This window comes from Brevundimonas sp. GW821-FHT12E07 (assembly GCF_058807035.1).
Map to the genome: position 1 here is coordinate 38,835 of NZ_JBXAQH010000002.1, position 20,146 is coordinate 58,980.

General features: G+C 68.8%; 17 protein-coding genes. 10 read left to right on the forward strand and 7 right to left on the reverse strand.

The genetic code is table 11. From position 1 onward, the window contains the following. The first annotated feature begins 167 nt into the window (after positions 1 to 167). Entirely contained in the window at positions 168 to 560 is a 393-nt protein-coding gene (locus AC1ROD_RS08220; RefSeq protein ID WP_207931735.1) for an NADH:ubiquinone oxidoreductase subunit NDUFA12, read from the forward strand. Next, positions 560 to 1,216, forward strand: coding sequence for a DUF2155 domain-containing protein (locus AC1ROD_RS08225; protein ID WP_492947786.1), 657 nt, complete (start codon positions 560 to 562; stop codon positions 1,214 to 1,216). Before AC1ROD_RS08220 ends, AC1ROD_RS08225 begins: the two co-directional genes overlap by 1 nt. On the opposite strand, the gene aat is transcribed toward AC1ROD_RS08225, so the two are convergent. From aat to aroQ, 4 genes are read right to left on the reverse strand one after another with little or no spacing between them, the layout of a single operon-like run. Beyond that, on the reverse strand, positions 1,183 to 1,875 hold the full coding sequence (gene aat / locus AC1ROD_RS08230) for a leucyl/phenylalanyl-tRNA--protein transferase (RefSeq protein ID WP_492948424.1): 693 nt from the start codon (positions 1,873 to 1,875) through the stop codon (positions 1,183 to 1,185). The genes AC1ROD_RS08225 and aat overlap by 34 nt on opposite strands. Continuing rightward, on the reverse strand, positions 1,872 to 3,224 hold the full coding sequence (gene accC / locus AC1ROD_RS08235; protein WP_492947787.1) for an acetyl-CoA carboxylase biotin carboxylase subunit: 1,353 nt from the start codon (positions 3,222 to 3,224) through the stop codon (positions 1,872 to 1,874). Before accC ends, aat begins: the two co-directional genes overlap by 4 nt. Positions 3,225 to 3,227: 3 nt before the next feature. Further along, positions 3,228 to 3,740: an acetyl-CoA carboxylase biotin carboxyl carrier protein gene (gene accB / locus AC1ROD_RS08240; protein ID WP_492947788.1), complete on the reverse strand. Its 513-nt coding sequence runs from the start codon at positions 3,738 to 3,740 to the stop codon at positions 3,228 to 3,230. Positions 3,741 to 3,767: 27 nt separating this feature from the next. After that, entirely contained in the window at positions 3,768 to 4,235 is a 468-nt protein-coding gene (gene aroQ, locus AC1ROD_RS08245) for a type II 3-dehydroquinate dehydratase (protein WP_492947789.1), read from the reverse strand. Between the two features lie 107 nt (positions 4,236 to 4,342). On the opposite strand from aroQ, the gene thiS reads away from it, so the two are divergent. The 4 genes from thiS (at position 4,343) to AC1ROD_RS08265 (ending at position 7,937) form a co-directional block, all read left to right on the forward strand. Further along, positions 4,343 to 4,540 carry a sulfur carrier protein ThiS gene (gene thiS / locus AC1ROD_RS08250; RefSeq protein ID WP_492947790.1) on the forward strand — a complete coding sequence of 66 codons (198 nt, stop codon included), beginning with the start codon at positions 4,343 to 4,345 and terminating at the stop codon, positions 4,538 to 4,540. A 43-nt stretch (positions 4,541 to 4,583) separates the two neighbouring features. Further along, positions 4,584 to 5,399, forward strand: a complete 816-nt coding sequence (locus AC1ROD_RS08255) for a thiazole synthase (RefSeq protein WP_492947791.1) — start codon at positions 4,584 to 4,586, stop codon at positions 5,397 to 5,399. Positions 5,400 to 5,472: 73 nt separating this feature from the next. Next, positions 5,473 to 7,170 (forward strand): hypothetical protein, encoded by a 1,698-nt coding sequence (locus AC1ROD_RS08260; RefSeq protein ID WP_492947792.1) that lies wholly within the window; start codon positions 5,473 to 5,475, stop codon positions 7,168 to 7,170. Beyond that, on the forward strand, positions 7,170 to 7,937 hold the full coding sequence (locus AC1ROD_RS08265) for a hypothetical protein (protein WP_492947793.1): 768 nt from the start codon (positions 7,170 to 7,172) through the stop codon (positions 7,935 to 7,937). The genes AC1ROD_RS08260 and AC1ROD_RS08265 overlap by 1 nt, the downstream gene beginning before the upstream one ends. 2 nt (positions 7,938 to 7,939) lie before the next feature. On the opposite strand, the gene AC1ROD_RS08270 is transcribed toward AC1ROD_RS08265, so the two are convergent. From AC1ROD_RS08270 to AC1ROD_RS08280, 3 genes are all read right to left on the reverse strand, one after another. Beyond that, entirely contained in the window at positions 7,940 to 8,725 is a 786-nt protein-coding gene (locus tag AC1ROD_RS08270) for a thioredoxin domain-containing protein (RefSeq protein WP_492947794.1), read from the reverse strand. Between the two features lie 19 nt (positions 8,726 to 8,744). Then, positions 8,745 to 10,223 carry a M48 family metalloprotease gene (locus AC1ROD_RS08275; protein WP_492947795.1) on the reverse strand — a complete coding sequence of 493 codons (1,479 nt, stop codon included), beginning with the start codon at positions 10,221 to 10,223 and terminating at the stop codon, positions 8,745 to 8,747. A gap of 122 nt (positions 10,224 to 10,345) precedes the next feature. Further along, a complete protein-coding gene (locus tag AC1ROD_RS08280; RefSeq protein ID WP_492947796.1) occupies positions 10,346 to 13,033 on the reverse strand; it encodes an Rne/Rng family ribonuclease in 2,688 nt (895 codons plus the stop codon). Positions 13,034 to 13,560: 527 nt separating this feature from the next. Between AC1ROD_RS08280 and AC1ROD_RS08285 the strand changes: the two genes are divergently transcribed. The 4 genes from AC1ROD_RS08285 (at position 13,561) to AC1ROD_RS08300 (ending at position 20,034) form a co-directional block, all read left to right on the forward strand. Then, positions 13,561 to 14,814 (forward strand): N-acetylmuramoyl-L-alanine amidase family protein, encoded by a 1,254-nt coding sequence (locus AC1ROD_RS08285; protein ID WP_492947797.1) that lies wholly within the window; start codon positions 13,561 to 13,563, stop codon positions 14,812 to 14,814. A 56-nt stretch (positions 14,815 to 14,870) separates the two neighbouring features. After that, positions 14,871 to 15,584: an exonuclease domain-containing protein gene (locus tag AC1ROD_RS08290; RefSeq protein ID WP_492947798.1), complete on the forward strand. Its 714-nt coding sequence runs from the start codon at positions 14,871 to 14,873 to the stop codon at positions 15,582 to 15,584. Positions 15,585 to 15,697: 113 nt separating this feature from the next. Further along, complete coding sequence (locus AC1ROD_RS08295; RefSeq protein WP_492947799.1) at positions 15,698 to 17,524, forward strand: methyl-accepting chemotaxis protein; 1,827 nt, start codon at positions 15,698 to 15,700, stop codon at positions 17,522 to 17,524. Positions 17,525 to 17,616: 92 nt separating this feature from the next. Continuing rightward, positions 17,617 to 20,034, forward strand: a complete 2,418-nt coding sequence (locus AC1ROD_RS08300) for a penicillin-binding protein 1A (protein ID WP_492947800.1) — start codon at positions 17,617 to 17,619, stop codon at positions 20,032 to 20,034. The last annotated feature ends 112 nt before the right edge of the window (positions 20,035 to 20,146 follow it).

Genomic DNA, 20,146 nt, shown 5'->3' on the forward strand with positions numbered 1-20,146 from the left:
GCAGGACACAGCCATCAATAGATGTTGCGGGCGCGGCGGGGGTTACCCCCAAGATGTTGATGTTCGCGAAAAGCCCGTCGCGCTGGACGTGGAGCCTCCCGGTTTCTATGATCGCGCCAGCGTCGCCGGACCGACCGGCGCCACGGATTCGATGGGACTCCCACTCAGTGCTTGCTCAGATTTTCACCTGGTGGAACGGCGCCACCATCGGCACCCTGTTCACGATCGCGAAGCGCGCGAACCTGATCGGCACGGACGAGATGGGCAACCGCTACTACGAGAGCCGCGACAACAAGAGCTATGACGGCCGCAAGCGCCGCTGGGTCGTCTACAACGGCTATGCCGAGGCCTCGAAGGTCTCGCCCGACTGGCACGGCTGGCTGCACTACACCTTCGACGAGCCGCCGACCGCCGAGCCGCTCAAGCGCCGCGCCTGGGAGCTGGACCACCAGCCGAACCTGACCGGCACCCCGCTGGCCTGGCGTCCGCCGGGTTCGCTGGCCGCCGAGGGCGTGCGCCCGGCCGCCACGGGCGACTACGAAGCCTGGAAGCCCGAATAGTGAACCGCGCCCGGCTCATCGGCATCGCCGTCGTCGCCCTGACCGTCGTCGGGGCGGGGGGCGTCGTCGTTGCCGGAGGCCTTCAGAACAGCCCGCCGCAGGATGCGCGTCCGTCGAACGACCCGGTCGGCGATATCCTGAGGAACGCCCCGCCGGTCGAGACCGCCCCGGCCGGCGCGCCCGCGCCTTCCGCTCCGGTCGCCATCGCCCCGACCGCCCCGGTCGAGATCGCCGGCGCCCCGCAGGAGACCGTCGCGGAGGTCGCCGAGGCCAAGGACGACGCCAAGGTCCCGGCCGACGAGAAGATCCAGGAAGCCGACACGCCCCTGCCGCGTCAGCGTCGCCGCGTCGCCGTCATCGAAGCCATCGACAAGATCACCGCCGAACGGATGCGTTTCGAGGTCGTGGTTGGCGGCCGCGCCGTGCGCTTCAACGACAGCCTGATCTTCAGCGTCCGCGCCTGCGAGGTCTCGGCCGACAACGAGCTGGTCTCCGACGCCATCGCCTATGTGGACGTCAGCCTGGAGCCCAAGGGCACGACCACCGTCCGCGAGCCGCGCCAGATCTTCCGCGGCTGGATGTTCGCCTCCACGCCGGCGATCAGCGGCCTGCAGCACCCGCTCTATGACGCCTGGGTCGTGGGCTGCAAGGCGTAGAAGACCGCCGCCTCTCCGGTCATCGGTTCGAACAGGGACCGGCTGTTGGGCTTCAACGGCCGCGCGGCCTTGAGCAGCTTCAGATAGGCCCCCTGCGGCGTTTCCACCGCCCCGAACTGGCTCAGATGCTCGGTCAGGAACTGGGCGTCCAGCAGCCGCCAGCCGCCCCGCTTCAGCCGCGCCACCAGATGCACCAGGGCGACCTTTGAGGCGTCCCGCTCGCGGCTGAACATGCTCTCGCCGAAGAAGGCGCCGCCCAGGGTCACGCCGTACAGGCCGCCGACCAGCCGCTCGTCCTTCCAGCACTCGATCGAATGGGCGTGGCCCATGGCCTGGAGCGCCAGATACAGGCGGCGGATCGGGCCGTTGATCCAGGTGTCCTCACGCCCCGGCGCCGGGGCCGCGCAGGCGTCCAGAACCGCGTCGAAGGCGGTGGAGACCCGCACCTCGAACGGCTCGCCCCGCACCGTCCGCTTCAGTCGCGTCGGGATGTGGAAGCCGTCCAGCGGGATGACGCCCCGCTGGTCCGGCTCGACCAGGAAGATGCGCGGATCGTCGCGTGCCTCGCCCATGGGAAAGACGCCCGTCGCATAGCAGTTCAGCAGCTCCTCGGGGCCGAAGCCGCCGAAGGGACCGACGCTGAAGCCCGGGTCGCTCAGGCTGACGGGGCCCGTTTGGCGGCCCACTTCTCCAGCCAGTGGATGTCGTAGTCGCCACTGAGGATGTCAGGCTCGGCCAGCAGGCGCTGGAACAGGGGGATGGTGGTGTCGACGCCGCCGACCACGATCTCGCCCAGGCTGCGCTTCAGCCGCGCCACGCATTCGGCCCGGTCACGCCCGTGCACGATCAGCTTGCCGATCAGGCTGTCGTAATAGGGCGGGATCGAATAGCCGGCGTAGATAGCGCTATCCAGCCGCACGCCCAGGCCGCCGGGGGCATGGAAGTCGGTGATTGTGCCGGGCGACGGGGTGAAGGTTTCCGAGTTCTCGGCATTGATCCGCACCTCGATGGCGTGGCCTTCGAAATGGATGTCGTCCTGGGTGAAGGACAGCGGCAGGCCCGCGGCGATGCGGATCTGTTCGCGCACCAGATCGACGCCCGTGATGGCCTCGGTGACCGGGTGTTCGACCTGCAGGCGGGTGTTCATCTCGATGAAGAAGAACTCGCCGTCCTCCCACAGGAACTCGATCGTGCCGACGCCCAGATAGCCGATGGCGGCGATGGCCTTGTTGACCGTCTCACCGATCTTCTTGCGGCCTTCGGCCGACAGGGCGGGCGAGGGGGCCTCTTCCAGAACCTTCTGGTGGCGACGCTGCAGGGAGCAGTCGCGCTCGCCCAGGTGGACGACATTGCCGTGGCTGTCGGCGACGACCTGGATCTCGATGTGGCGCGGCTTCTGGAGGTAGCGCTCCATGTAGACGGCGCCGTTGCCGAAGGCGGCCTTGGCCTCGGTCTGGGCGGTCTGGACGGCCTCGACCAGGTCGTCGGCGGTCAGGGCCACCTTCATGCCGCGTCCGCCGCCGCCGGCGGCGGCCTTGACGATCAGGGGGAAGCCGATGGACTTGGACGCCTCGATGGCGGCCTCGACGGTCTCGACCTCGCCGTCAGAACCGGGAACGACCGGGATGCCGGCGTCCTTGACGGTCTGTTTGGCGCTGATCTTGTCGCCCATGACCCGGATGTGGTCGGGCTTGGGCCCGATGAAGGTCATGCCGTGGGCTTCGACGATCTCGGCGAAGCGGGCGTTCTCGGACAGGAAGCCATAGCCCGGGTGGATCGCCTGGGCGCCGGTGATCTCGGCCGCCGCGATGATCGAGGGGATGTTCAGATAGCTCTTGGCCGCCGGAGCGGGGCCGATGCAGACGCTTTCGTCCGCCAGCCGCACCCACATGGCGCCGCGGTCGGCCTCGGAGTGCACGGCGACGGTGGAGATGCCCATCTCCTTGCACGCCCGGTGGATACGCAGGGCGATTTCGCCGCGGTTGGCGATCAGGACCTTGGTGAACATGGCTTACGCCTCGAGCAGGACGAGGGGTTCGCCGTATTCGACGGGCTGGGCGTCGCCGACCAGGACTTCGGCGACCACGCCGTCGCGCGGGGCCTGGATGGGGTTCATGGTCTTCATCGCCTCGACGATGATCAGGGTCTGGCCCTTCTTGACCTTGTCGCCGACCTTCACGAACGGCGGGGCTTCCGGGGAGGCTTGCAGATAGGCGGTGCCGACCATCGGCGACTTCACCGTCTCGCCGGCCCTGGCGGCGGGGGCGGCGGCCGGAGCAGCGGCGGCCGGGGCGGCCGGGGCGGGGGCGGCGGCGACCGGAGCCGGAGCGTGAGCCGGGGCGGCGGCGTATTGCATCACCGGGGCGGAGACGACCTCACGCGCCACGCGGATGCGCAGTTCGCCGCGCTCGACCTCGATCTCCGTCAGGGAGGTGTCGTTCAGGATGTCGGCGAGCTGGCGGACCAGGGTCGCGTCGATCTCTTCGTTCTTGAGCTTGGCAGGGGACGATTTCGGATCGGCCATGGGTTCTCTCGAGCCTTCTTCTTGATCTCAGGACGAACGGGCGGCGGCCGCTGCGCGTTCCGCAACGAGCTTCAGCGCGGCCTTGACGGCCAGTTCGTAACTCTGCGGGCCGAAGCCCGCGACGACGCCGGTCGCGACCAGCGAAACATAGGTCTTGTGCCGGAATTCCTCACGGGACGCCGGGTTGGACAGGTGGCATTCGATCACCGGGATCGACAGGGCCTTCAGCGCATCCAGCAGGGCCACGGAGGTGTGGCCATAGCCGGCGGGGTTGATGACCATGGCCGAACCCTCGGTGCGGGCCTCGTGGACCCAGTCGATCAGCTGGCCTTCGTGATTGGACTGGCGGAAGACGACGGTGGCGCCTTCAGCGGCCTTCTCACAGAGCGCCTGAACGTCAGCCAGGGTCTCGTATCCATAGATATCCGGCTCACGCACCCCGAGGAGGTTGAGATTCGGACCGTTCAGGACGTAGATGACGGGCGTTTCGGGCATTACCTGCGGTGAGGCTCCGGGCGCGGGAACGCCCATGAATCGGGCGGCCTTTTAACTGACTGACGGCGCAGGTCAAAGCGACCCGCGCGAAAGGCTGACGTAGCGGTATGCGCATTCAAGTCAACGGAGATACGCGAGAAGTCTCCGCCCGGACGATTCTGGATCTCGTCGGAGAACTGGGTCTGGACCCGCGCAAGGTCGCCGTCGAGCGCAATCTCGAGATCGTGCCCCGTTCCCTCCACGCCGACACCGTCCTCGGCGACGGTGATCGCATCGAGATGGTGATCTTCGTCGGCGGGGGGTGAATCGCGGGTTCCGTTTCCGCCGCCGGAGGCCTAGATCAGGCGCATGAACGCGCACGCCCCCATCGCCACTGAAGCCGTCTCCGCCGAAACGACCGACACCTGGACCGTCGCCGGCCGCACCTTCTCGTCGCGGCTGATCGTGGGCACCGGCAAATACGTCGACTACGCCCAGAACGCCGCCGCCGCCGAGGCCGCGGGAGCCGAGATCGTGACCGTGGCCCTGCGCCGGGTGAACCTGTCGGATCCGTCCCAGCCGATGCTGGTCGACTATGTGAAGCCGGATCGTTTCACCTTCCTGCCCAACACCGCCGGTTGCTTCACCGGCGAGGATGCGGTCCGGACCCTGCGTCTGGCGCGCGAGGCCGGCGGCTGGAACCTGGTCAAGCTGGAGGTGCTGTCCAACACCGCCCACCTCTATCCCGACATGGTCGAGACGCTGCGGGCGCTCGATATGCTGGTCAAGGACGGCTTCGACGTCATGGTCTACTGCACCGACGACGTGGTCATGGCCCAGCGGCTGGAGGAGGCCGGCGCCGCCGCCATCATGCCGGCCGCCGCCCCGATCGGCTCGGGTCTGGGGCTTCAGAACGCCGTCAACGTCCGCCTGATCGTCGAACAGGCCAAGGTGCCGGTGCTGGTCGACGCGGGCGTGGGCACGCCCTCTGACGCCGTTCTGGCGATGGAGCTGGGCTGCGACGCCGTCCTGATGAACACCGCCATCGCCGGGGCCAAGGATCCGATCCTGATGGCCAGCGCCATGAAGCACGCCGTCATCGCCGGGCGTCAGGGCTATCTGGCCGGCCGCATGCCGCGCCGGATGTACGCCGACCCGTCGTCGCCGCTGGCCGGTCTGATCTAGAGACCTCATCCGCCGCATTGGCCTGACGGCGTTTTTCCGTCAGGGTGCCCCCTCGGCTTCGGGGGAGATGACGATGCGTTTGAAACTTCTGGCTTTCACCGTGGCGACCCTGGCCCTGATCGGGCCGGCCGCCGTCGCCGACGCGACCGCCGACAAGGCCATGCTGGACGCCATCGACAATGCGCCCCAGTGCGGCAAGGTCGGCTCGGCCATGACCACGGCGCCGGTCGCCGACATGGTGCTGGTCGACGGCTTCGGGGACGAGGGTTACGCCGTCGACGCGACGCCCGAGGCCCAGGTCTGGTTCAACCAGGGCGTCCGCCTGCGCTGGGCCTTCGAACACACCGAAGCTGTCCGCGCCTTCCGCAAGGCCCGGATGCTGGACCCCGAATGCGGCATGTGCGCCTGGGGCGAGGCCTGGGCCCTGGGGCCGAACCTCAACGGCGGCGGCAATGACGACGCCTCGATCGGCGCGGCCCTGACGGCGGCTCGCGACGCCCGGCGGCTGGCCCGCGACGCCTCGCCGATGCAGAAACAGATGATCGACGCCCTGATCCAGCGCTATTCAGGCCGCAAGGCCACGCGGGCGACGCGGTTCGCACGCGGCATGGACCGCATCGCCCGCGCCCATCCCGACGACATCTCCATCGCCGCCATCACCGCCGACGCCTGGATGCTGAGCATCGACGACGATCCGTGGAAGAAGGACGGCACGGCGGCCTATCCGGCCACGACCCGGACCATGGAAATCCTGGAGCACGCCCTGTCGGTCAAGCCGGATGATCCGGGCAATATCCACCTCTACATCCACATGACCGAATGGTCGGCGGACCCGCACAAGGCCATTCCCTATGGCGAGAAACTGGCCCTGCTGGCGCCGCACGCCAGCCACCTCGTCCATATGCCGTCGCACACCTACTACCGCGTCGGCCGCTACATCGACGCCATGCGGGCCAATGTGAACGCCGTGGCGCTGGACAAGCGCTATGAGGAGATCGCGCCGCGTCCCGGCGGGATCGCGGGCGGCATGCCCCTGCACGGCCACAACCTGCATTTCGGCATGGGCGGCGCCCTGATGTCGGGCGGGGCGGAGGAGGGGCTGGCCCTCGCCGACGGTTTCCTGGCCACCTATCCGGACATTCCGGCGACCAACGCCTGGCGCCAGATCATGGCCAATGACGCCTATGCCCTCTACGGCCGTTTCGGCTCTCAGGAGATGGTCGCGGCCCTGAAGGAGCCGCCGGCCTCGAACCCTCTGCTGCGGATGAGCTGGCGCTATGCCCGGGGCGAGGCCGCCGCGCGCCGCGGAGACGCCGAGGCCGTCTCCGTCGAGGCCGCGGCCATCGCCGAGATCAACGCCGCCATCCCCGACACCGCGCCGCAGGCGAAGCAGGTCAAGGGCTTCGTCGAACTGTTCCAGCGCGTGCTGGAAGGCCGCGCGGCCATGATCACCGGCGACCACGCGGCCGCCGTCGCCGCCTTCACCCGCGCCGCCGCCATCCAGGCCCAGGACGACGAGGGCGGCGATCCGCCGGCCATCTGGTATCCGACCCGCCGCAGCCTCGCCGCCGCCATGCTGGCCAACGGCGACGCCGCCGGGGCCAAGGCGAAGATCGAGGACCTGCTCAAGGACTGGCCCGCCGACCCCTACAGCTACTTCGTCCTCGCCGAGGCCGAGAAGGCGCTGGGGAACACCGCCGCCATGGACGCGGCCCTGAGTCAGTCGCGGGCCCAGTGGATCGGCGGCCGGATGTATCTGGCGCTGGCGTGATGATGGGGCCGGCCCGTCGCCCGCGGCCCGGTCCGGCCGAGCCGCCCTTTATCAGCCAGAAGTTCGGGTTGCGGCTGGGCGTGAGCAATGGGGCGACGTTCGGCTGGGCGGCGGCGTTCATGATCGCTTTGGCGATCGCCATCGCGGTCTGGGTGGCCTACCTCGGCTCGACCCGCCTCCAGTATTTCCCGGGGTCGTTTCAGGTTCCGGTGTGGGTGAACGCGTCCTCGGCTTGGGAAAGGCGCAAACGGCCCGTCGTCGATGACTTTGAGAAGGGCTGGTACACAGGCTACTGGCGCGCGGCCGAAGAGCCGTCGCTCTATCTGGCGAGCAGACATGCAGGCTCGCCTTATGCGCACAGCATCCGCTTCACCTGGCTGCGCAGTTTCCACGCTCCTGTTATCGTGCGGATAGACACCGTTTCCGACGGGCGCCTTCTGATGACCGCGACGAAGCTGAAAGGGGCAGGTGGCTATAGCGCCGAGCCTCCGTCAGCGCGGATTGTTCGGCTGCTGACTTCCGCAGAGCAGCGCGCTCTGGAAGCCACTCTGTCGTCCACTGCGATCCTCGACCAGCCGCCGGTCGATGACAGCTATGGCGGCCTCGACGGCAGCCGCTGGATCATTGAGGGGTCTTCTCCGGGCGAGTACCGCTACATCAACCGTTGGTCGCCGAGCGAAGACGCGCCCGCCAACTACCAGCAGATGCGGGAGGCCGGCCTGTTCATGCTGGGCCTGTCCGGCTGGTCGCTCGACCCGATCTACTGACCCTACTTCGCCTTTTCGGCGTTGATGATCTGGGCCAGCCCCGCCGGGTCGTGGGTGGGGGCGGCCTTGCCGTTGATGAAGAAGGTCGGGGTGCCTTCGATGGTCAGGTTGGTCGCGTCGATCCGGACATTGGTCACGATGCGGGCGGCCTCGGGGCTGCCGATGGGGCCGGTCACGCCGTTGGCGGCGAGGATGCGGTCCACGGCCTGGGGCGTCAGGGCGCGTTCGTCCATCAGGGCCTGATGCACGGCCAGATACTTGCCCTGGGCCTGGGCGGCCAACGCCGCCTGGGCGGCGTAGCGCGAGGTGATGCCCTCGCCGTGGTCGAGGATCGGCCATTCCTTGAAGATGAAGCGCACGTCCGGATTGGCCTGCATCAGGCGCAGGAAGTCCGGCGCCACGGCCTTGCAGTAGGGGCACTGGTAGTCGAAGAACTGGACCACCGTGACCTTGGCGTCGGCGGGACCGAAGGCCGGTTCGCCGGGCGCGGCGCGCAGGGCGCCCGGATGGGCGGCGGCGGCGGCGTTGACCCGGGCCTGCTGGTCGTTCTGCTGCTGGACCTGCCAGGCGACCTGGGCCTCGGCCAGCACCTCGGGGTGGTTCAGCAGATAGGCGCGCACCTGGGAGCCGAACAGGCCGGGGACGACGTAGGGCGCGGCCGCGAAGCCCAGCGCGACAACCGAGACGCCGAGCGCCAGCATGCTGCGGCCGGTCAGCCAGCGTTGCTTCAGCGTGGGCGCAGGCGCCGTTTCAGGCGCCACGGCGGGCTCGGGGGCGTCGTCGGTCATGCAGTCTCGTCTTTGAAAGTCAGGTGGTCGGCCGGGCGCCGCCGGGCAGGGTCGCCGTCGAGGACGGCGGCTCGATGATCGGACCCTGACGGCGCTGCTGGCGCCGGTCCAGGTCCTGGATGTCCTGATCGGTCGCGCCCGAGGCGAGGACGATGTCGACGGCGCGGCGCCATTCGACCGAGTTGCGGTCCAGCAGCGGCCGGGCGCGCAGGGCGAACTGGGTGGCCTGGTCGGTGTCGCCGGCGGCGAACCAGTATTCGGCCGAGGCCAGACGCGCCTGACCCTCCTTGCCCTGGCTGGAGTAGGCCTGGGACAGCAGGCGCCAGGCCATGGTGTTGTCCGGCTCGCGCGCCACGGCGCGTTTCAGCTGGTCGATGGCCGGGTCCAGATTGGTCGGGTCGTTGGTCTCGATCAGGGCGTGGGCCAGGTTGATGCGCAGCAGGGGGGCGTCGGGCTTGAGCTCGACCGAGCGCTGGTGCGCAGACAGGGAATCGGCCGGGCGTCCGTCCTCGAACAGGATCTGGCCCTTCAGCTCCCACAGATACGGATCGTTCGGCTTCTCGGCCAGCAGGGCGTCGACGCCCTGGATCGCCTTGTCGGTCTGGCCGTCGCGGTAATAGCCGATGGCCCGGGCGTAGCGGCTGGGGAAGTCGGTCGCCGAGGCCGGATAGTCGCGCAGGGTCTGGCTGGGCGGATCCATGAAGGCGTGGATCTTGGCCACGATCAGGGCGTGATCGGCCATCCGCTCGGGGCTGTCGACATGGCCGTAGTGGGGGGCGGCCTCGACCGGCCGGCGCAGGGCCTCGATCCGCTGGCCCGACAGGGGGTGGCTGCGGAAATAGGGATAGCGGCGCGCGTCGGAGAAGACCTCCTGCGAGCGGAAATTCTCGAAGAAGTCGACCAGACCCTTGCCGCTTTCGCCCGCGGCCTCCAGCGCACGGGCGCCCGAGATATCGGCCTCGCCCTCCTGGCTCTGCATGTAGCGCAGGGCGCCGAGGGTGCCGAAATACTGGCTGTTGGCCATCAGCGCGGCGCCGGCGCCAGGCTGGCCCACCGCCACGGCCAGGGCGCCCAGGGCCATGCTCATGAGGAAGGGCTGCATGCCCGCGTTCTGGACGCCGTCGCGCAGCAGGTGACGGTTCTTGATGTGACCCGCCTCGTGCGCCATCACGCCCAGCAGCTCGTTGGGCGTGGTGGTCTGTTCGATCAGGCCGGTATTGATGCCCATGATCCGCCCCTTGAGGGCGAAGGCGTTCAGGCTCGGGTCGTTGATCAGCAGGACCTCGACCTCGTCCGGGTTCAGACCCATGGCGACGAAGACCGGATCGGCCCAACCGCGGATGATGCCCTCGATCTCGGTGTCGCGGATGGCGCTCTGGGCCGAGGCCGGACCGGCGACGCCGAAGGCGAACACGGCCGCCGTCGCCGCCGCGATCAGACGCGAAACAGCCTTGGGAGAAGGCCGGAACAGAGAGGCGACGCGAGCAAGGCCGTTCAAGATGAGCTCCCCCGTGGCCGCATGGGCGGGCCGGATGGCTGGACTGGAGCGCGACGGTCGCCGGGATCGGTGTCCGTTTTGCGGCTGACGCGCTCCAGTCCTTGTCATCTAGGCCCTGCGGCTCAGCGGCGCCACCATCCGCGCTTGGGCTTCTCGGGCGGGGCGGCGATCTGGTTCGGATCGGCGGCGATGATCGACGACAGATCGGCCTCGGGCTTGGGCGCGGCGACGGGTTCGGCGATCACGGCCGGGGTCGGGACCGGGGTGGTCTCCGGCTCGGGCTCGGCGATCAGGGCCTCGACGGCGGCGCGCTCCTCGACGGCCTCCACAGGGGTGACGTCCAGCTCGACGGCTTCACCGATCGGCTCGGCCTCATTGGGCTCCACACCGGTGTCGAGATCGACATCGGTGGTCGCGGCCGAAGCGCTGGCCGGCTTGCGGCGCACGCGGCGGCGTTGCGGCTCGGCGGGGATGGCCGGAGCGTCGGCTTCGACCGCTTCACCCTCGACCATCACGGCCATCGGGGTGTCAGGCGAGCCGTCGGCGGGCATGCCTTCGTTGGTGGCGCGGGCCTCGACCTTGACCTCGTGAGTCAGGCCGCGATCACCCCGGTCGCCACGGCCGCGACCGCGACGACGACGGCGCGAACGGCCGCCTTCGCGCTCACCGCTGGCTTCGCCTTCGGGGCGTTCGCCGACGCGTTCCTCGACGTCAGACGCGACGCCTTCGGACACGGCGACCGGCGCGCGCGGGGCGCGGGGCTCGGGGTTGATCGGGTCGAACCAGACATAGGGGTCGTCCAGCGACGGGGTGCGGCCACGGACCCAGAAGAAGGAACCGCCGCCCGAGGCGTCGCCGTCCTCACGCACGCGGCGACCGCCACGGCGACCGCGACGACGGCGACGGCCGGCCTCGCTGTCGTCATCATCGTCGTCCGCCGACGGGGCAGGGGCCCCATCGGCGTAGTTGCCGGAGGTTTCGTCGTCGCGACGGCCGCCACGACGGCGCTTGCGGCCGCGACCGCCACGGTTCTCGACTTCCAGACGCGTGCGCGGCTCGTCGTCGTCGGTGTCCTCGCGCTCGAGGTCGTCTTCGTCCTCGTCGTCGATGATTTCGTCGTCGTCCTCGTCTTCGTCGTCGAAGGCGTTGTCGTCGAAGCCGTCATTGAGCAGGTCGGCCAGGGCGATGGTCGGCTCGGCGGCGACGAAGTCCTCATTGGTCTCGGTGCGCTCGATGGCGCTCTCGCCCTGACCCAGGCTGTCATCGATCTGGATGATCACGGCCAGGCCGCGCGTGGCCTGCAGATGCTGCAGATAGTCGCGCTTGTGGTTCAGGATGTAGAGGGCGACGGCGGTCGAGACGCGCAGGTTGATCGACCCCGCGCCGTTCTTGCCCGCCTCGATGTCGACGGCGCGCAGCACCATCAGGGCGGCCGATTCCGCCGAGCGGACGCGGCCGGCGCCCTGGCAGTGCGGGCAGACCTCGGTGGCGCCTTCCAGCACGCCCAGTCGGCGGCGCTGGCGGCTGATTTCCATCAGGCCGAAGCTGGAGATCTTGCCCATCTGGATGCGGGCGCGGTCTTCCGACAGGGCGTCCTTCAGGATGCGCTCGACCGTGCGGTTGTTCTTCGATTCATCCATGTCGATGAAGTCGATGACGACCAGGCCGGCGAGGTCGCGCAGGCGCAGCTGGCGGGCGGCCTCGACGGCGGCTTCGCAGTTGGTCTTGAACGCGGTCTGTTCGACGTTGCGTTCCTTGGTCGCGCGGCCCGAGTTGACGTCGATGGCCACCAGGGCCTCGGTCTGGTTGATCACCAGATAGCCGCCGGACTTCAGCGTCACCACCGGCTGGTGGATGCCCGTCAGGACCTCCTCGATGCCGTTGGCGGCGAACAGGGGCCTGGACCCCTGGTACAGGTGCACCTTCTTCGCCTGCGAGGGCATCAGCACCCGCATGAAGTCGCGCGCTTCCTTGAAGCCCTCGACGCCCTCGACCTGGATGCCGTCGAAATCCTTGTCGAACATGTCGCGCACGGCGCGGCGGACGAGGTTCTCTTCCTCATAGATCAGCGAGGGGGCGTTGGAGGCGAGCGTCGTCTCGCGGATCGTCTCCCACAGGCGCAGCAGATATTCGTAGTCGCGCTTGATCTCGGCCTTGGTGCGCTTGGCGCCGGCCGTGCGGATGATCAGCCCCATGCCGCGCGGCACGTCCAGGGCTGCGGCCGCGGCCTTCAGGCGCTTGCGGTCCGAGGCCTGGGTGATCTTGCGCGAGATGCCGCCGCCCTTGCCGGTGTTGGGCATCAGCACGCAGTAGCGGCCGGCCAGCGACAGCCAGGTGGTCAGGGCCGCGCCCTTGGCGCCGCGCTCGTCCTTGACGACCTGCACCAGCAGGATCTGACGGCGGCGGATGACGTCCTGGATCTTGTAGCGGCGCATCAGGCGACGCTTCAGGCGCTCTTCCTCGGCCATGCCGCCTTCGGACTCGTCGTCGGACTCACGGGCGTGGTCGTCGGCGTCGTCCTCGTCCGAGTTCGCCTCGGCCATGATGGCTTCGCGGTCGGCGGTGGGGATCTGGTAGTAGTCGGGGTGGATTTCGTTGAAGGCCAGGAAGCCGTGGCGATTGCCGCCGTACTCGACGAAGGCGGCCTGCAGGCTGGGCTCTACGCGCGTAACCTTGGCGAGATAGATGTTGCCGCGGAGCTGGCGCTTGGTTTTCGACTCGAAGTCGAATTCCTCAACCTGGCGTCCGTCCACGATGGCGACGCGGGTTTCTTCCGCGTGCGCCGCATCGATAAGCATGGTCTTTGACATTGAAGGGGTCTCTCTGGCGCGCTCTGCCGGAACCTGTGGCCTTGGCCTTCAGGTCTTGGGCGGCTCGCCGAATGGGATTGGAGGCCAGGGCGAGCGTCTTCCCGTCGAGAAACTCGACGACGGCCATCGAGGGCCGGATGGGAGCGCAGGCGGAAAGGCCCATGGGGTTCAGTCGGTCCTGGGGTCGTACGCGCCAGAAGAAAGGCTGCGAGGGACCCCGGTCTTCGAATCCACGGCTCGTCGCCCTGGATCCTCGGATAGGTTGAAAGTCACTGCAGGCGAGGTCGACGCGCCGGGGTCGATCAAATCGGCCGGTGCGAACACTCCGCGAGCAGACAAAGCATAGGCATCCCGAACGGGAATGAAAAGGCTTGGCGCCCGATCGTTTCCAGCGGAACCGCGAAGCGATTCAACATTCAGCCGATCCCGTCCGGGCGCTTAACCCATTCCAAACCCGCTTCTGGCATCGTGTGCTTAACAAAGAAGGTGGGTTTCCCGTCAGAATGCACGGTCGGTGGATGTCTCAAATGGCCCGGTGGGGCGCGCGTGAGTGGGCGATGACGGCGATGGCCTTCGTCGTCATCTGCGCTGTGCTGTTCGCCGGCGGGCGTGGTCTGGCGGCCGGATCGGTCGGCGATGTGCTGGGCGTGCGCTTCGGCGGCGACGGCGAGCGGACCCGCGTGGTCATCGACCTGGGCGCCTCGGCCCAGGGCCGTGTCGTCGAGACCGGCTCCAGCGGCCAGATGGTCCTGACCCTCAGCGGCGTGGCCCCGCGCTCCAATCTAAATGGGGACGGTTCGGGCCTCGTCAACGCCTTCACCGTCAATCCGGTCGGAACCGCCTCGCGCGTAGAGCTGACCCTGGCGCGCGCCGCCCAGATCGAACGTCGCTTCCTGCTGCCGCCCGGCGACGGGGTCTCGAACTACCGCTATGTCATCGATCTGCGCGCCACCGGCCCGGCTGCCGCGACCCGCGCGGGCGCCGCTGTCGCCAACGGCCCGCGTCCGGGCGTCGAGCGTCAGGCCCCCCGTTACGGAACCTCTCGCCCCGAGACCCGCCGCGCCGAAAAGCCGCTGGTGGTCATCGACGCCGGTCACGGCGGACACGACCCGGGCGCCTCGGGCGCCAACCGCCACGAGAGCGAACTGACGCTGGCCGCCGCCCTGGCCCTGAAGTCGGAACTGGAATCCACCGGCCGCTATCGCGTGCTCCTGACCCGCACCAACGACACCTATGTCGACCTCTATCAGCGCGTCCGTATCGCGCGCCGGGCCGACGCCGATCTCTTTATTTCCCTGCACGCCGACGCCGGGGCCGACCCGGCCACGCGCGGCGCCTCGGTCTATACCCTGTCCGAACAGGGGGCGAGCCGGGCCGTGCGCGAGGTCACCCGCAGCGACAACTGGCACCGCGACCTGCACCTGCCGGGCCGCGACCCCTCGGTCGACCGCATCCTGCTGGACATGACCCAGCGCGCCACCCAGAACCGGTCCGCCCAGTTCGCCCGCGTCCTGCTGACCCATATGGAGGCCGCCGACCAGCCGCTGCTGCGCCGCAGCCACCGTGACGCCGGCCTGGCCGTCCTGCTGGCTCCCGACGTTCCCGCCGTCCTGCTGGAGATGGGCTTCATCACCAATCCCGACGACGAACGCGCCCTCGGCGACGCGTCGAGCCGCCGCCGCCTGATGCACGCCGTCGCCGAAGGCATCGACCGCTACTTCCGCGAGCCCTCGGCCCCGCTGCAGATGGCCTCGGCCAGCATGGCCGCCGGTCAACCCTGACAGCAGACGTCCGCTCCTGACGTGGGCAAGGCCGTTCGACGGCCTATATTGCCGCCATGCGTCTGAGAGTCGTCGATCTGGAAACCACCGGCGGGGACCGTACCTCCGAGATCATCGAGGTCGGTTTCGTCGACGTGGTCGATGAAGGGGAGGGGTGGAAGGCCCTGCCGCCGGTGTCGAAGCTGTTCCGGCCGCGCGGCGAAATCTCCTTCCACGCCATGGCTGTGCACCATCTGACGCCCGAGCATTTCTGCGCCGACGACCCGCACTGCGACGAGTACAGGCTGCGCGAGATGTTCGCCCCGCTTTCCGGAGAAGGGTCGGCGGACGTCATGGTCGCCCATTCCATGCGGTTCGAGCGCGCCTTCATCGCCGACACGGCGACCGGCGGCCTGCCGTGGATCTGCACCGTGCGGTCGTCGAAACAGGCCTGGCCCGAGGCGCCCGGCCATTCCAACCAGGTGCTGCGCTATTGGCGCGGCTTTCGGCTCGATCCGGCCCTGGCCGATCCCGCGCACCGGGCCGGCCCCGACGCCTGGGTCACCGCCCACATCCTGATGGACCTGCTCAAGGACCACAGCGTCGAACAGCTGCTGGAGTGGTCCAACGCCCCGCGCGACATCGCCACCGTCCCCTTCGGCAAGCACCGCAAGAAGCCCTGGTCCGAGGTGCCCGACGACTATCTGCGCTGGATGGCGTCCCAGACCGACATGGACGTCGACGCTGTTGCAGCTGCGAAAGCGGAGATCGACCGCAGAAAAGCGGCCTGACGGCCCTGCGTTAAGGAATATTACCTAGACTCCGCTTAGGTCTGGCTTCAGCGGCAGGCTCTAGCTTTGCTGCACTAGCGAACAAGTGAGTCGGGCGTTCAATGCACAAGGCAATGGGATCTCTGTCGGGCCGGATCGCCCTGATGATCGTGGCGGGTCTGGCCGCGCTGGGCATTCTGCTGACCCTGACGACCTCCTGGCTGATGACCGAGGACGCCATGGCGCGCGCCGCCGAGCGTCAGGAATCCAACATGCGCGTCGCCTGGGACGTGCTGGGCCAGTACGGCACCGACTTCGACGTCTCGGGCGGCCGGATGACCATCGGCTCGACCGCCCTGAACGACTTCTTCGCCCCCGTGGACAAGATCAAGACCCTGGTCGGGGGCACCGCAACCGTCTTCATGGGCGACACCCGCATCACCACCAATGTGAAGAAGCCCGACGGCAGCCGGGCGGTCGGTACGCCTCTGGCCAAGGGGCCGGTCTATGACGCCGTCCTGACCCGGGGCGAGACCTATCGCGGTCGGGCGGACATCCTCGGCAAGCCCTTCTTCGTCGCCTACGACCCGATCAAGAACGTCCGGGGTGATGTGATCGGCGTTCTCTATGTCGGCATCCCCGAGGCCGAGTTCATGAAGTCGGTCACCGACACCCGCAACGCCCTGATGATCATCGGCGGCGTCTTCACCCTTCTGGCCACCCTGATCTGCCTTCTGGCCACGCGTCGGCTGCTCAAGCCGCTGGAAGGGCTGGGCGCCTTCATGCACCGGCTGGCCGGCGGCGCGATGGACGTCGAGACGCCCTGGGCGAACCGTCGCGACGACATCGGCCAGATGGCCCAGGCCGTCGAACGCTTCCGTGTCGCCGCTCTGGACCGCGAGCGCCTCGCCGCCGAGGCCCAGGAGACCCGCGCCGCGACCGAAGCCGAGCGCGCCGCCGTCAGCGCCGACAAGGCCCGCGAGGCGGCCGACGACCAACATCTGATCGAGGTTCTGGCCGAGGGGCTGGCCGCCCTGGCCGACGGCAATCTGACGTATCGGATCTCGACCCCCGTCGCCCCCAAGGCCGAGCGGCTGAAGGAGGACTTCAACGCCGCCGCCGCGACCCTGGGCGAGGCGCTCGGCGCCGTCGCGGGCGCCGTGGACGAGATGCAGAACGGCGCCGGCGAGATCACCACCGCCGCCGACGACCTGTCGCGCCGCACCGAACAACAGGCTGCGGCTCTGGAAGAGACCGCCGCCGCCCTCGACCAGATCACCGCCACCGTCCGCTCCACGGCCGAAAGCGCCGGCAAGGTCGCGGGCGTGTCCAATACCGCTATGGACGCCGCCCGCGCGGGCGGAGAGGTGGCGCACGACGCCAACACCGCGATGACGGCCATCGCCGCCAGCTCGCAGCAGATCAGCCAGATCCTCGGCGTCATCGACGAGATCGCCTTCCAGACCAATCTTCTGGCCCTGAACGCGGGCGTCGAGGCGGCGCGGGCGGGTGACAGCGGTCGCGGATTCGCCGTGGTCGCGCAGGAAGTCCGGGCCCTGGCCCAGCGCTCGGCTGACGCCGCCCGCGAGATCAAGGCGCTGATCACCGAATCCAGCCGTCAGGTCGAGGCCGGGGTGAAGCTTGTCGACCAGACCGGCTCGGCCCTGAGCGCCATCGCCGAAGAGGTCGATCAGGTCCGCGTCCTGGCCGCCGAGATCGCCGCCTCGGCCCGCGAACAGGCCAGCGGCCTGCAGGAGGTCAACACCGCCATCAACCAGATGGACCGCGTGACCCAGCAGAACGCGGCGATGGTCGAGGAATCCACCGCCGCCAGCCACATGCTGGCCCAGCAGTCGCGCGAGCTGGCCGATCTCGTCGCCCGCTTCGAGCTGGATCATCGCGCCCAGCCCGCCCGGAACAGCGCCCACGCCACAGGGCGGGGATATTCGCGAGCCGCCTGAGGCTTTTAACGGCCCGGTTTCGTCGATGACTGTTTGCGCAGACGGCGACGCGGGCTAAACCCACCTCTGGGGAGTTCCCGTCGGAGTTTGCGGTGAAGGTTGCGGAACGCTGGTTCGTGTGGGCGGGCATCGGCCTGCTGGGCGCTATTGCGCTGGCCGGACTGGTGGTCGCCGTCTATGCGGCCTGGCTGTTCCATGACCTGCCGGACGCCTCCGAACTGGCCGACTATCGCCCGCCGACCGCGACGCGCGTCTATGCCGGCGACGGCACCCTGATCGGCGAGTTCTCGGACGAGCGGCGCATCTATGTGCCCTATGAGCAGATCCCGCAGCAGGTCGTGCACGCCTTCATGGCGGCCGAGGACAAGAATTTCTTCCAGCACGGCGGCATCGACGTCTCCGGTCTGGGCCGGGCCATGTTCAAGAACGTCTTCAACTTCGTCTCCGGACGGCGTCTGGAAGGCGGCTCGACCATCACCCAGCAGGTGGCGAAGAACGTTCTGCTGACCAATGAATCGACCGTGGGCCGCAAGCTGAAGGAGGCCATCCTCTCCAGCCGCCTGGAAGCGACCCTGACCAAGGAGCAGATCCTCGAGCTCTATCTGAACGAGATCTTCCTCGGCTACCGGTCCTATGGCGTGGCCTCGGCCGCCTACAACTACTTCGGCAAGTCGCTGCAGCAGCTGACGCCGGACGAGGCGGCCTTCCTCGCCTCCCTGCCCAAGGGCCCGAACAACTACCATCCCAAACGCCACCCCGGCGCGGCCAAGGGCCGGCGCGACTGGGTGCTGGGCGAGATGGAGCAGAACGGCTGGATCACCGAACAGCAGATGATCGACGGCCGCGCCCGGCCCCTGATCACCCAGGACGCCCCCAAGCGCGCCCAGTACGCCGACGCCGACTTCTTCGTCGAGGAAGCCCGCCGTCAGGCCCTGGCCAACACCGACATCGGCGACCAGCTGAACGCCGGCGGCTTCTATATGCGCACGACGCTGGATCCGACGCTGCAGACGGCGGCCCGCGACGCCCTGATGACCGGGCTCGAGAACTACGACCGCCGCCACGGCTGGCGCGGCGCCTGGGGTTCGACCGACTTCGCCGACGGCTGGCAGGCCCAGGCCCTGAAGAAGACCGCGCCGCCCGAACGCCGCGCCTGGCAGGCCGCCGCCGTGACCTCGGTCTCGGGCAACAGCGTCTCGATCATCACCGCGCGGGACGGAGACACCGGCAGCCTGATCGTCGCCGACGCTGCCTGGGCCAACGCCAACCGCCAACTGCGTCGCGGCGACCTGATCTTCGTCGAGAAGAAGGGCGGCCAGTACGCCCTCAAGCAGATCCCCGCCGTCAACGGCGCCCTGGTGGCCATCGAGCCCCAGTCGGGCCGGGTCCTGGCCATGGTCGGCGGCTATTCCTACGCCCTGTCGAGCTTCAACCGCGCCACCCAGGCCGAGCGCCAGCCGGGTTCGGCTTTCAAGCCCATCGTCTACGCCACGGCGCTGGAGACTGGCGACTTCACCCCGGCCTCGGTCGTGCTGGACGCCCCGATCAGCTTCGCGGGCGGCGCCAACGGCGGCCGCTGGACGCCTGAGAACTATTCGAAAGAGTATTACGGCCCCTCGACCCTGCGTCGCGGTCTGGAGCTGTCGCGCAACGTCATGACCGTGCGTCTGGCCTCGACCATCGGCATGCCGCGCATCATCGATCTGGCCAAGAAGATGGGCGTCTCGAACACCCTGCAGCCCAATCTGTCGGTGTCGCTGGGGGCAGGGGAGACGACCCCCTATCGCCTGACCGCCGCCTACGCCGCCTTCGTCAACGGCGGCCGCCGGGTCGATCCCTATCTGATCGAGATGGTCCAGGACCGGAACGGCGAGACCGTCTATCGCGCCGACCGCCGCCAGTGCCGCGAGTGCGATCGCGGCTTCAGCGGCCAGCCCTCGCCGCGTCTGGAGCCGCGCGGGACCCAGGTCATCGACCCGATCACCGCCTATCAGATCTCCTCCATGCTGGAAGGCGTGGTCCAGCGCGGCACCGCGGCCAGCGCCCGTGGCCTGGGCCGCTGGATCGGCGGCAAGACGGGCACGACCAACGACTATCGCTCGGCCTGGTTCGTCGGCTTCTCGTCCGACATCGTGGTCGGGGTCTTCATCGGCTTCGACGACAACCGCTCGCTGGGTTCCGGCGAGACCGGCGCCGCGACCCCGGTGCCGATCTTCACCGACTTCATGCAGCGCGCCCTGCGCGAGCGTCCGGCCCGGCCGTTCGTGCGTCCGCGCAACGCCGTCTTCCGTACGGTCAACGGCATCGAGGAGGCCTTCCGCCCCGGCACCGAGCGCGCGCGCAACGACCAGGCGCCGGATCCGAACGCCCCCGTCGGCCCGATGAACTACAATGACGTCATCCGTCAGGAGCAGCAGGGCGTCGGCCCGACGATCCCCAACCTGCCGCCGCCCTCGGCCCCGCCGCCGCCGCAGAAGCCGCCGGCCGAGGACCTGAGCGGACTGTACTGAGGCCGTGAGGCGTGATTGGTGAGTCGTGAGGGGTGAGTGTGGCTGGTTCCGCGCCGGTCCGCCGCGGTCTCAGCTGGTTGAACCGCCAATCACGACTCACGGGTTACCATTC

Excerpts from the sequence above, each read along its gene's own strand:
- AC1ROD_RS08290 (WP_492947798.1), top strand. The coding sequence starts at position 14,871 with ATGCGTCTGAGAGTCGTCGATCTGGAAACCACCGGCGGGGACCGTACC.
- AC1ROD_RS08285 (WP_492947797.1), top strand. The coding sequence starts at position 13,561 with ATGGCCCGGTGGGGCGCGCGTGAGTGGGCGATGACGGCGATGGCCTTC.
- AC1ROD_RS08265 (WP_492947793.1), top strand. The coding sequence starts at position 7,170 with ATGATGGGGCCGGCCCGTCGCCCGCGGCCCGGTCCGGCCGAGCCGCCC.
- accB (WP_492947788.1), bottom strand. The coding sequence starts at position 3,740 with ATGGCCGATCCGAAATCGTCCCCTGCCAAGCTCAAGAACGAAGAGATC.
- aroQ (WP_492947789.1), bottom strand. The coding sequence starts at position 4,235 with ATGCCCGAAACGCCCGTCATCTACGTCCTGAACGGTCCGAATCTCAAC.
- AC1ROD_RS08270 (WP_492947794.1), bottom strand. The coding sequence starts at position 8,725 with ATGACCGACGACGCCCCCGAGCCCGCCGTGGCGCCTGAAACGGCGCCT.
- AC1ROD_RS08280 (WP_492947796.1), bottom strand. The coding sequence starts at position 13,033 with ATGTCAAAGACCATGCTTATCGATGCGGCGCACGCGGAAGAAACCCGC.
- AC1ROD_RS08255 (WP_492947791.1), top strand. The coding sequence starts at position 4,584 with ATGAACGCGCACGCCCCCATCGCCACTGAAGCCGTCTCCGCCGAAACG.
- thiS (WP_492947790.1), top strand. The coding sequence starts at position 4,343 with ATGCGCATTCAAGTCAACGGAGATACGCGAGAAGTCTCCGCCCGGACG.
- AC1ROD_RS08260 (WP_492947792.1), top strand. The coding sequence starts at position 5,473 with ATGCGTTTGAAACTTCTGGCTTTCACCGTGGCGACCCTGGCCCTGATC.
- accC (WP_492947787.1), bottom strand. The coding sequence starts at position 3,224 with ATGTTCACCAAGGTCCTGATCGCCAACCGCGGCGAAATCGCCCTGCGT.
- AC1ROD_RS08295 (WP_492947799.1), top strand. The coding sequence starts at position 15,698 with ATGGGATCTCTGTCGGGCCGGATCGCCCTGATGATCGTGGCGGGTCTG.